This is a genomic window from Streptomyces sp. NPDC101225 (genome assembly GCF_044767585.1).
In the GTDB taxonomy this organism is placed as follows: Bacteria; Actinomycetota; Actinomycetes; order Streptomycetales; family Streptomycetaceae; genus Streptomyces.
Map to the genome: position 1 here is coordinate 178,335 of NZ_JBIWOE010000018.1, position 10,860 is coordinate 189,194.

Sequence of the window (10,860 nt, forward strand, 5' to 3'; positions counted from 1 at the left end):
CGAAGGGGCGCTCGACAACCCCCTCGCCGAGCCATAACAATGTGTCAACTCTACGCGTGTAGCGTGGAGTTGCCGCGCTAGCGTCGCCGACGCCTGCCCTCGCCTACGCAGCCCCTTTCCCCCAGGAGAGTGCGCCATCAACGCGTCCAGCCCTCCCGCAGCCGTCGAACTGCGCGGCATCACCAAACGCTTCCCCGGCGTCGTCGCCAACCGGGACATCGACATCACCGTCGCCGCGGGCACCGTCCACGCGCTCTGCGGTGAGAACGGCGCCGGCAAGTCCACCCTGATGAAGATCCTCTACGGCATGCAGCAGCCGGACGAGGGCACCATCACCGTGGGCGGCGAGCGGGTCACCTTCAACAACCCCGCAGACGCCATCGCGCGCGGCATCGGCATGGTGCACCAGCACTTCATGCTCGCCGACAACCTCACCGTGCTGGAGAACGTCGTCCTCGGCGCGGAGAAGCTGTACGGCATCGGCGCCAAGGCCCGCGCCAAGATCAAGGAGCTCTCCGAGGCGTACGGGCTGAACGTGCGGCCCGACGTCCTGCTGGAGCAGCTCGGCGTCGCCGACCGCCAGCGCGTGGAGATCCTCAAGGTCCTCTACCGCGGCGCCAAGACCCTCATCCTCGACGAGCCCACCGCCGTCCTCGTGCCGCAGGAGGTCGACGCGCTCTTCGACAACCTGCGCGAGCTGAAGGCCGAGGGCCTCACGGTCATCTTCATCTCCCACAAGCTGGGCGAGGTGCTCTCCGTCGCCGACGAGATCACCGTCATCCGGCGCGGCACCACGGTCGGCACGGTCGACCCGCGCGGCACCACCTCCAAGCAGCTCGCCGAGCTGATGGTCGGCAGCGAGCTGCCCACGCCGGAGACCGAGGAGTCCACGGTCACCGACGTCCCGATGCTGCAGGTGTCGGGGCTGCACCTGAGCCAGACGGACCTCGACGGCGTCGAGCGGATCATCCTCGACGAGATCGGCTTCACCATCCACAAGGGCGAGGTCCTCGGCATCGCCGGCGTGGAGGGCAACGGCCAGTCCGAACTGGTCGAGGCGATCGTCGGCATCCGCCACCCCGACGCCGGCTCCATCACGCTCGACGGCACCGACATCTCCCACGCGCCCACCCGCCGCCGCCGCGAGGCCGGTATCGGCTACATCCCCGAGGACCGCCAGCGCCACGGCCTGCTCCTGGAGGCCACGCTGTGGGAGAACCGCGTCCTCGGCCACGTCACCGAGCGCCCCAACTCGCGCGGCCCGCTGCTCGACACCAAGGGCGCCCGGGCCGACACCGAGCGCATCGTCCAGGCCTACGACGTCCGTACGCCGGGCATCGAGGTGACCGCGGGCTCCCTGTCCGGCGGCAACCAGCAGAAGCTGATCGTCGGCCGCGAGATGAGCCACGCGCCGAGGCTGCTCATCGCCGCCCACCCCACCCGCGGCGTGGACGTCGGCGCGCAGGCCGCGATCTGGGACCACATCCGCGAGGCCCGCCGCGAGGGCCTGGCCGTGCTGCTGATCTCCGCCGACCTGGACGAGCTCATCGGGCTCTCCGACACCCTGCGGGTGATGTACCGCGGCCGTCTGGTCGCCGACGCCGATCCCGCCACGATCACCCCCGAGGAGCTGGGCTCCGCCATGACGGGTGCGGCCTCCGGCCACCTGGAGCACGCAGAGGACGACGACCGATGAAAAAGCTGACCCAACGCATCGACAGGGAGCGGCTGCTCCTCGGCATCGCGGCGCCGCTGCTCGCGATCGTCGCCGCGATCGTCGTCACCACCCTGGTCATCCTCGCCACCGGCAAGAACCCGGGCGACGCGTTCAGCGACATGGTGACCTACGGTTCCGCGAGCGACAGCCAGGTCTACATCCTGAACAAGGCGACGACGTACTACCTGGCGGGTGTCGCGGTGGCCATCGGTTTCCGGATGAACCTGTTCAACATCGGCGTCGACGGCCAGTACCGGATCGCCGCGTTCTTCGCCGCGGTCCTCGGCGGGGCGCTGACCCTGCCCGGCTGGATCTCCATCCCGCTGATCATCCTGACCGCCATGGCCACCGGCGCCCTGTGGGCCGCCATCGCGGGCGTGCTGAAGGTGACGCGAGGGGTCAGCGAGGTCATCTCGACCATCATGCTGAACTCGATCGCCACCGCGATCATCGCCTACCTCCTCCAGCCGGGGAAGCTCGCCGAGCTGCAGAGCGGCGGCACGGTCGTCTCCACCAAGCCGCTGCCCAAGAGCTCGTACTTCTTCAGCTTCGACACCGGCGCCTCCGGCGAGCTGTGGGGCTTCATCGTCCTCGCCGCGCTCGTCGGCGTCGCCTACTGGTTCGTCCTCGGCCGCACCCGCTTCGGCTTCGACCTGCGCACGGTCGGGCAGTCCGAGAGCGCGGCCTCCGCGAGCGGTGTGTCGGTGAAGAAGATGGTCGCCACCAGCATGATCATCTCGGGTGCGGTGGCCGGTCTGATCGGCATGCCGACCCTGCTCAACGACAGCCACCAGTTCAGCAACGACTTCCCGTCGGGCATCGGCTTCACCGGCATCGCCATCGCGCTGCTGGGCCGCAACAACCCCGTGGGCATCGCCCTCGGCGCCCTGCTGTGGGGCTTCCTGGAGCGCACCACCAACCACCTGGAGTTCCAGGGATACGACAAGGAGATCCTCGGCGTCATCCAGGGCGTCATCGTCCTGTGCGTCGTCATCGCCTACGAGGTCGTACGCCGCTACGGCCTCAAGCGCCAGCAGCAGCGGGTCGGCGCCGAGCTCGCCGCCCAGGCCGCCGCCCCGACCGAGAAGCAGGAGGTGGCGTGATGACTGCCACGATGACCGACACGCCGCCGCCCGCGGCGCCCAAGGCGGACACCGACCGCACGGGCTCGGGCCGGCAGCTCGGCCGTATCCTCACCATCCTCGCGGTGGGCCTGGTCCTGGTGGCCGTGGTCCGCATCATCACCGGTGCCGAGCAGCTCACCTCCGAAGGACAGGTCTCCGCGGCGCTGAGCCTCGCCGTGCCGATCGGCCTCGCCGGTCTCGCCGGTCTGTGGTCCGAGCGGTCCGGCGTGGTCAACATCGGCCTCGAGGGCATGATGATCCTCGGCACCTTCGGCGCCGGCTGGATCGGCTGGCAGTCCAGCCCCTGGCTCGGTCTGCTGTGCGGCATCGGCTTCGGTGTCCTCGGCGGCCTGGTGCACGCCGTCGCCACCGTCACCTTCGGCGTCGACCACATCGTCTCCGGTGTCGCGGTCAACCTGCTCGCGCTGGGCGCCACCCAGTACCTCGCCAAGCTCTTCTTCTCCGAGGGCAAGGCGGCCGACAAGGGCGGCAACCCCAAGCAGTCGCCGCCGGTCGACTCGCTGCCCCGCTTCGACATCCCCGGCCTCTCGGACGCCCTGCACTCCGTCGAGAAGCACCACTGGTTCGTGATCTCCGACCTCGCGGGCATTCTCGGCGGCCTGGTCACCGACCTGTCCGTGGTGACGATCCTGGCCATGCTGCTCTTCGTCGGCAGCTGGTGGGCGCTGTGGCGCACCCCGTTCGGTCTGCGGCTGCGCTCCTGCGGCGAGAACCCGATCGCCGCGGAGTCGCTCGGCGTCAACGTCTACCGCTACAAGTACCTGGCCGTGGCCGTCTCCGGCGGCCTCGCCGGCCTCGGTGGTGCCTTCCTCGCACTGGTCACCTCGCACACCTACCTCGAGGGCCAGACCGGCGGGCGCGGCTACATCGGTCTGGCGGCCATGATCTTCGGCAACTGGCGGCCGGGCGGACTCGCCATGGGCGCGGGCCTGTTCGGCTACTCCGACGCGCTCCAGCTGCGCAACGGCGGCGAGACCGTCCACGCCCTGCTGCTCCTGCTGGTGGTGCTCCTGGCGGGCCTGGCCGGCTGGAAGATGTACAAGAAGGCGCACTGGCAGGGCGGCATCAGCCTCATCACGGCCGCGCTGGTCCTGGCCTGGTACCTGTTCACCGACGAGGTCCCGAGCGACTTCGTGGGTGCCACGCCGTACGTCGTCACGCTGCTGGTGCTGTCGCTGTCCGCGCAGCGCCTGCGGATGCCGAAGGCGGACGGCATGCGCTACCGGAAGGGCCAGGGCAAGTGACCTCGCAGGCCGACGTCGACTGGGAGGCGCTGCGCGCCGAGGCCCGCGAGGCCATGACGCACGCGTACGCCCCCTACTCGGGCTATCCCGTCGGGGTCGCCGCCCTGGTCGACGACGGCCGCACGGTCTCCGGCTGCAACGTGGAGAACGCCTCCTACGGCATCAGCCTGTGCGCCGAGTGCGGGCTGGTCTCACAGCTGCAGCGGACCGGCGGCGGCCGGCTGACGCACTTCACGTGCGTGGACGGGCAGGGCCGGATCCTGGTGCCGTGCGGCCGCTGCCGCCAGCTCCTCCACGAGTTCGGGGGGCCGGACCTCCTGGTGGAGACCCCGGCGGGCATCCTCCCCCTCTCGGAGATGCTGCCCCAGGCCTTCGGCCCGGGCCATCTCAGCCAGTAACTCCCGTGCGGCCCCTCCGGCTTCGGCGGAGGGGCCGCACGCTTCCAGAAACCCCGGAAGGAACGCACGTCATGGCCATGGACGTCATCTCGGTCATCCGCACCAAGCGGGACCGCGCCGAACTCAGCGACGAGCAGATCGACTGGGTCATCGACGCGTACACCCGCGGGGAGGTCGCCGACGAGCAGATGTCCGCCCTCGCGATGGCCATCCTGCTCAACGGCATGAACCGCCGGGAGATCGCCCGCTGGACGGCCGCGATGATCGCCTCCGGGGAGCGCATGGACTTCTCGTCGCTGTCCCGACCGACGGCCGACAAGCACTCGACGGGCGGCGTCGGCGACAAGATCACGCTTCCGCTGGCGCCCCTGGTGGCGGCCTGCGGCGCGGCCGTGCCGCAGCTGTCGGGCCGCGGCCTCGGCCACACCGGCGGCACCCTCGACAAGCTGGAGTCGATCCCGGGCTGGCGCGCCCTGCTCTCCAACGAGGAGATGCTGCACGTCCTCGACACCACCGGCGCGGTGATCTGCGCGGCGGGCGACGGACTGGCCCCCGCCGACAAGAAGCTCTACGCGCTGCGGGACGTCACCGGCACGGTCGAGGCGATCCCCCTGATCGCCTCCTCCATCATGTCGAAGAAGATCGCGGAGGGCACCGGCTCCCTGGTCCTCGACGTGAAGGTGGGCAGCGGCGCCTTCATGAAGACCGTCGAGGACGCTCGGGAGCTGGCGTCCACCATGGTGGGCCTGGGCACCGACCACGGCGTGCGGACGGTCGCGCTGCTCACGGACATGGCGACCCCGCTGGGCCTGACCGCGGGCAACGCCCTGGAGGTCCGTGAGTCGCTGGAGGTCCTGGCGGGCGGCGGCCCCTCGGACGTGGTGGAGCTGACCCTGGCCCTCGCCCACGAGATGCTGGACGCGGCCGGGGTGCGGGACGCCGACCCGGCGAAGGCGCTCGCCGACGGCTCCGCGATGGACGTCTGGCGCCGCATGATCACGGCTCAGGGCGGTGACCCGGACGCGGCGCTGCCCACCTCCCGCGAGCAGCACGTCGTCACGACCCCGTCGGCGGGCGTCCTGACCCGTCTCGACGCCTACGGCGTCGGCGTCGCGGCCTGGCGTCTGGGCGCGGGCCGCGCCCGCAAGGAGGACCCGGTGCAGGCGGCGGCGGGCATCGAGCTGCACGCCAAGCCGGGCGCCACGGTGCGTGCGGGCCAGCCCCTGCTCACCCTGCACACCGACACCCCCGAGCGCTTCGAGTACGCCCTGCAGGCCCTGGAGGGCTCGTACGACATCGGCGCCGCGGGGACGGAGTTCACGGCGTCGCCCGTCGTGCTGGAGCGCATCGCCTGACGGCTCGGGCACGCCACAGGGGCCGCTCTCCCGGGAGCGGCCCCTTGCGCTGCGCGCGGGCTCAGCCGAGCAGGGCGGCCACCACCACGAGCACGGGCACCGACAGCATCGTCGACAGCAGGATCGAGTCCCGGGCCAGGCCCTCCGCCACCCGGTAGCGGCTCGCGTACGTGTACAGGTTCTGTGCCGCCGGCAGCGCCGACGTCACCACCACGTCCAGGAGCCGCGAGCCGTGCAGGCCGAAGACGGCCGTCGCGAGGGCCCAGGCCAGCACCGGCTGGCCCACCGCCTTCAGGGCCACCGACAGGAACACCGGGCCCCGGTCGGCGCCGCGGCCCGGCATCGTGCTGCCGCACAGGGAGATGCCGAAGGCCAGCAGGACCGCCGGGACGGACATGTTGGCGATCAGGGTCAGGGGGTCCATGACCGGGTCCGGGACGCGGACGCCCGCGGCGGCGACCGCGACGCCGGCCAGCGAGCAGACCGCGATCGGGTTGCGCAGCGGCGTGAGCAGCCGCATCCACAGCGGGCCCTTCTCGCCCTTGCCGGACAGGTCGAGGATCGTCAGCGCGATCGGGGTGACCGCGATGATCTGGAACAGCAGCACCGGCGCCACCAGGGAGGCGTCGCCCAGCACGTACACGGCGATCGGGATGCCGAGGTTGCCGGAGTTGACGTAGCTGGAGCACAGCGCGCCGATCGTGGTGCGGCCCACGCCCCAGCCGCGCACGGCACCGACCGCGACGAAGACGCCGGCCGCGGCCGCCGTGCTCATCGCGGTCACCAGCAGCCGGCTGGAGAAGATCACCGACAGGTCGGCCTTCGCGAGGGTCGTGAAGAGCAGCGCCGGGGAGGCCACGTGGAAGGCCAGCTTGGTCAGCACCTCGCGCCCGTGCTCGCCGAGATGACCCCGGCGGCCGATGACGTACCCGACCGCGATGACGACCGCGATGACCGCGAAACCCGTCAACACCCCCTGCACGGCGCCCCCTCGGAGGAGAGGAAGCCGTCAGGTGGCCAGGGCGGTGCCGATGTGTGGGGCATACAGCCAACCCTCCGGGGCGGCAGGGCGGCAGGTCAATGTGATCCCGGTCGGCGGACACGGCCGTGCGGGAGACGGTCCGTCGCGCCGGCAGGAGGGCGCGACCCGATGAGTTCCGGGGGTCGGGCGGGTCTACAGATCGTGGATGCCGTGACACCCGCCGTACTCGTCCTGCCCGGCCCCGTCACCCGTGACGAGGTGAGGGGGCTGTGCGACGACGTGCGCGATCTGCTGGAGGCCGCCGGCACCGGTGTCGTCGTGGTCGACGTCGCGGCCCTGGGACCCCCGGGGCTCGGCGCCGTCGACCTGCTCGCCCGGCTGCAGCTGTCCGCCCGCCGGGCCGGGGGCCGGATCCGGCTGCGGGACCCCACCCCCTCCCTACACGCCCTGCTGAATCTGGTCGGGCTCCGCTTCGAGGTGGAGGGGCAGGCCGAACAGCGGGAACCACCGCTTGGTGTCCAGGAAGAAGTGGAACCCGGTGAGCCGGCCGTCTGAGATCTCCAGGACCTGCACCGCCCACGGGGTGTGGCCGCCCTGCTCCGGGTCCGGCTTGTACTGGGCGAATCCCGGCAGGCCGTTGACCTGCACCGGTACCAGGCGGGAGCCCTCGCAGGCCGCGCCCAGCGTCGTCATGAAGCCCGTGATGTCGTCGTGGCCGGTCAGCCACAGGTCGAACGGCGGCATCGTCATCACGGCGTCCTCGTGCAGCAGGGTCGTCAGCGCCGTCATGTCGTACCCCTCGAAGGCCGCGACGTAGCGGTCGAGGAGCTTTTGCTGGTCCTCGTCCAGCGGGTCCGAGACGGCCGCGTGCGCCGCCTTCTCGTCCCGCTCGGCGAGCGTCGCACGGGCCCGCTGGAGCGCGCTGTTGACCGACGCGACCGACGTGTCGAGCAGCTCGGCGACCTCACTCGCCCTCCACGCCAGCACCTCGCGCAGGATGAGCACCGCGCGCTGCTTCGACGGCAGTTGCTGGAGCGCGGCCATGAAGGCGAGCCGCACGGACTCCTTGGCCACGGCCGCCTCCGCCGGGTCGTCGGTGGTGGGCAGGACGCGGTTGTCCGGCATCGGCTCGAGCCAGGTGTGGTCCGGGCGGGGGGAGAGGGCGGCCTGGGCGAGGGGCGTCGACTCGCTGAGGTCCATCGGACGGGCGCGCTTGTTGCCCGCGGTCAGCATGTCCAGGCAGACGTTCGTCGCGATGCGGTACAGCCAGGAGCGCAGGCTGGAGCGGCCCTCGAACTTCTCGTAGCTCCGCCAGGCGCGGACCATGGTGTCCTGCACCGCGTCCTCGGCCTCGAAGGAGGAACCGAGCATGCGGTAGCAGTAGCCGGTCAGCTCGACCCGGTGCTTCTCCAGCCTCATGTCGAGGTCCGCCGTCGTCGTCCCCGTGCCGTCACTCATCGTCCACCCACCCCTGTGGAGTTTCTGTCGCGCGCCTTTGCGCCCAGCACCTTGGAAGCTACCGCAGGGCACTGACAATGGCGTCCCGAGTGGGAGAAGCCGCAGGTCGGGCAGGGGTGAGGCAGTGGTCAGGCGGTGGCCGGCCGCCGGCGGGCGGCGAGGCGCGCCGCGCGCGAGCCGAAGACCGTGATCGTCACGACGCCCAGCACGGCCAGCAGGCCGACCCCGACCGTGCCGGACCAGCCCGTGGCGTGGAAGGCCACCGCGCCGACCGTGCTGCCGGCGCTGGAGCCGATGTAGTACGCGGACTGGTAGAGCGCCGCGGCCTGCGCGCGCCCGTGCGCCGCGGTCCTGCTGACCGCCGACGACGCGACCGCGTGGCCCGCGAAGAACCCGGCGGTGATCAGCACCAGGCCCAGCAGGACCGGGACGAGGGAGCCGACCAGGGCCAGCAGCAGGCCCGCCGCCGTCGTGCCGCCCGCCAGGTACAGGGCGCCGCGGCGGCCCAGCCGCCCGACCAGCCGGCCCGCGGCCGAGGCGGAGACCGTGCCCACCAGGTACACCAGGAAGATCGACCCGATGACGCCCTGCGGCAGCGAGAAGGGCGCCTCGGTCAGGCGGTAGCCGATCACCGTGTAGACGCCGCCGAAGACCGTCATGAACAGTGCGCCGATCGCGTACAGGCGGCGCAGCAGCGGGTCGGTGACGTGGTCGCGCACCGTGCGGGCCAGGACCCGCGGCCGCAGCGAGCCGGCGCTGAAGTGCCGGGGAGCGGGCAGCAGCAGCCGGAAGGCCACCGCGCAGGCGACCGCGATCACGCCGATCACGCCCACCGCGACGCGCCAGCCCCACTCCTGCGCGACCCATCCGGTGATGACACGGCCGCTCATCCCGCCGACGCTGTTGCCCGCGACGAACAGCCCGATCGCCGTGACCAGCGCCTTGGGCCGGACCTCCTCCGCCAGGTACGCGGTCGCGGAGGCCGACAGCCCGGCCAGCGCCGCACCCTGCACGGCCCGCAGCGCCACCAGCGTGGTCAGCGAGGGCGCGAAGGGGACCAGGAGCCCCACCGTCACCGCGACCGCCAGCGAGCCCGTCATCACCGTGCGGCGGCCGAACCGCTCCGAGAGCGCGCTCATCGGCAGCACGAACAGCGCCAGCCCGCCGGTCGCGCCGGCCACCGTCCAGCTCGCCGAGCTCGCCGCCACCCCGAACTCGCCGGAGATCAGCGGCAGCAGGGCCTGTGTGGAGTAGAGCAGGGCGAAGGTCGCGACGCCCGCGAGGAACAGGGCGAGGCTCATCCGGCGGTAACCGGGGCCGCTCGGGGTCAGACGGGTCTCGGTGGCAGGGGCGGGGAGCGCGGCGCCCACGACGGTGGACGCCCCGGTATCGGCGGGAGTCATGCTTCGACGCTACGGACGCCCCCGTTCATCCGTCCAATGCACGGAATCGTCATAATCGTTCCCATGGCGCATCAACACAGTTCACGGCCTCGCATGTCACCGTCCAGTGACACAGAAGACATGGTGATGCTGCTGGCTCCCCGTCTCGCGCACTTCGCGGGAGTCGCCCGCACCGAGCACGTCACCCGGGCCGCGCAGGAACTCCAGGTGCCGCAGTCGACCCTGTCGCGGGCCATGGTCCGCCTCGAACAGGACCTGGGCGTCGACCTGTTCGCCCGGCGCGGCCGCACCGTCTCCCTCACCCCGGCCGGCCGCACCTTCCTGGCCTCCGTCGAACGGGCGCTCGCCGAGATCGAGCGGGCCGCCGACGAGGTCCGTGCGGACGCCGACGCCACCACCGGCAAGGTCGCCTTCGGCTTCCTGCACACGATGGGGGCGGAGACGGTTCCCGGCCTGCTCCAGGCCTTCCGGGTCGACCATCCGCGCGTCCGCTTCAGCCTGGTCCAGAACTACGGCGAGGCGATGCTGGAGAAGCTGCGGGCGGGCGAGCTGGACCTCTGCCTGACCTCGCCGGTCCCGGAGGCCCCCGGCCTCGTCGCCCGCCGTCTCGACGAGCAGAAGCTCCGTCTGGTCGTCCCCGTCGGCCACCCGCTCGCCGCCCGCCGCCGCATCCGCCTGGCGGAGGCGTCCGAGGAGACCTTCGTGACGCTCGAACCCGGCTACGGCCTGCGCCGCATCACCGACCAGCTCTGCCTGGAGGCCGGCTTCCGGCCCAGGATCGCCTTCGAGGGAGAGGAGGCGGAGACGCTGCGGGGCCTGGTGGCCGCGGGTCTCGGCGTCGCGCTCCTGCCGCCACCGACCGTTCCCCGCCCGGGAGTCGTGGAACTGACGATCACCGGCCGGCGGGCGGTCCGCGAGATCGGGGTCGCCTGGCTGGACGGCCGCCCGGACACACCCCCGGTGGCGGCGTTCAAGAGGTTCCTCCTGTCGAGGAGGGGCAGCCTGCTGCCCGACTGACAGTGAGGATTGACCATGGCACCGCTCGGGGGTCTGACTCTCCGACTGACTGACGCTTCGGCTGTCCTTCTGGGGAATCGTCGGCCTGCCGGGCGGTGTCACTTGGCGCGTGGCCGGTCGGGCGTCCGTGACTTCATAGGA

General features: G+C 71.7%; 10 protein-coding genes. 7 read left to right on the forward strand and 3 right to left on the reverse strand.

Translation table 11 applies throughout. The features are described from left to right. Positions 1 to 169: 169 nt before the first annotated feature. From ACIRPX_RS24895 to ACIRPX_RS24915, 5 genes are all read left to right on the forward strand, one after another. Entirely contained in the window at positions 170 to 1,696 is a 1,527-nt protein-coding gene (locus ACIRPX_RS24895) for an ABC transporter ATP-binding protein (protein WP_404198560.1), read from the forward strand. Next, on the forward strand, positions 1,693 to 2,820 hold the full coding sequence (locus ACIRPX_RS24900) for an ABC transporter permease (RefSeq protein ID WP_404198503.1): 1,128 nt from the start codon (positions 1,693 to 1,695) through the stop codon (positions 2,818 to 2,820). The genes ACIRPX_RS24895 and ACIRPX_RS24900 overlap by 4 nt, the downstream gene beginning before the upstream one ends. Further along, the gene (locus tag ACIRPX_RS24905; RefSeq protein WP_404198506.1) at positions 2,820 to 4,106 is read left to right on the forward strand and encodes an ABC transporter permease; all 1,287 of its coding nucleotides are present in this window, start codon (positions 2,820 to 2,822) and stop codon (positions 4,104 to 4,106) included. The genes ACIRPX_RS24900 and ACIRPX_RS24905 overlap by 1 nt, the downstream gene beginning before the upstream one ends. Continuing rightward, positions 4,103 to 4,504, forward strand: coding sequence for a cytidine deaminase (locus tag ACIRPX_RS24910; RefSeq protein ID WP_404198509.1), 402 nt, complete (start codon positions 4,103 to 4,105; stop codon positions 4,502 to 4,504). Before ACIRPX_RS24905 ends, ACIRPX_RS24910 begins: the two co-directional genes overlap by 4 nt. Positions 4,505 to 4,575: 71 nt before the next feature. Beyond that, positions 4,576 to 5,859: a thymidine phosphorylase gene (locus tag ACIRPX_RS24915; protein ID WP_404198512.1), complete on the forward strand. Its 1,284-nt coding sequence runs from the start codon at positions 4,576 to 4,578 to the stop codon at positions 5,857 to 5,859. 61 nt (positions 5,860 to 5,920) lie between these two features. On the opposite strand, the gene ACIRPX_RS24920 is transcribed toward ACIRPX_RS24915, so the two are convergent. Beyond that, entirely contained in the window at positions 5,921 to 6,841 is a 921-nt protein-coding gene (locus ACIRPX_RS24920; protein ID WP_404198515.1) for an AEC family transporter, read from the reverse strand. A gap of 168 nt (positions 6,842 to 7,009) precedes the next feature. Between ACIRPX_RS24920 and ACIRPX_RS24925 the strand changes: the two genes are divergently transcribed. Further along, complete coding sequence (locus ACIRPX_RS24925) at positions 7,010 to 7,396, forward strand: STAS domain-containing protein (RefSeq protein WP_404198518.1); 387 nt, start codon at positions 7,010 to 7,012, stop codon at positions 7,394 to 7,396. Here the strand turns inward: ACIRPX_RS24925 and ACIRPX_RS24930 are convergent. After that, a complete protein-coding gene (locus ACIRPX_RS24930) occupies positions 7,280 to 8,299 on the reverse strand; it encodes a sigma-70 family RNA polymerase sigma factor (protein WP_404198520.1) in 1,020 nt (339 codons plus the stop codon). The genes ACIRPX_RS24925 and ACIRPX_RS24930 overlap by 117 nt on opposite strands. 128 nt (positions 8,300 to 8,427) lie before the next feature. Continuing rightward, positions 8,428 to 9,702 (reverse strand): MFS transporter, encoded by a 1,275-nt coding sequence (locus ACIRPX_RS24935; RefSeq protein ID WP_404198523.1) that lies wholly within the window; start codon positions 9,700 to 9,702, stop codon positions 8,428 to 8,430. Between the two features lie 63 nt (positions 9,703 to 9,765). Here ACIRPX_RS24935 and ACIRPX_RS24940 point away from each other — a divergent pair, with 63 nt between their 5' ends. Beyond that, positions 9,766 to 10,719: a LysR substrate-binding domain-containing protein gene (locus ACIRPX_RS24940; protein WP_404198526.1), complete on the forward strand. Its 954-nt coding sequence runs from the start codon at positions 9,766 to 9,768 to the stop codon at positions 10,717 to 10,719. The last annotated feature ends 141 nt before the right edge of the window (positions 10,720 to 10,860 follow it).

Bases quoted from the DNA above. Each gene is read 5' to 3' on its own strand.
- ACIRPX_RS24900 (WP_404198503.1), top strand. From the start codon at position 1,693: ATGAAAAAGCTGACCCAACGCATCGACAGGGAGCGGCTGCTCCTCGGC.
- ACIRPX_RS24905 (WP_404198506.1), top strand. From the start codon at position 2,820: ATGACTGCCACGATGACCGACACGCCGCCGCCCGCGGCGCCCAAGGCG.
- ACIRPX_RS24915 (WP_404198512.1), top strand. From the start codon at position 4,576: ATGGCCATGGACGTCATCTCGGTCATCCGCACCAAGCGGGACCGCGCC.
- ACIRPX_RS24925 (WP_404198518.1), top strand. From the start codon at position 7,010: ATGAGTTCCGGGGGTCGGGCGGGTCTACAGATCGTGGATGCCGTGACA.
- ACIRPX_RS24930 (WP_404198520.1), bottom strand. From the start codon at position 8,299: ATGAGTGACGGCACGGGGACGACGACGGCGGACCTCGACATGAGGCTG.
- ACIRPX_RS24935 (WP_404198523.1), bottom strand. From the start codon at position 9,702: ATGACTCCCGCCGATACCGGGGCGTCCACCGTCGTGGGCGCCGCGCTC.
- ACIRPX_RS24940 (WP_404198526.1), top strand. From the start codon at position 9,766: ATGGCGCATCAACACAGTTCACGGCCTCGCATGTCACCGTCCAGTGAC.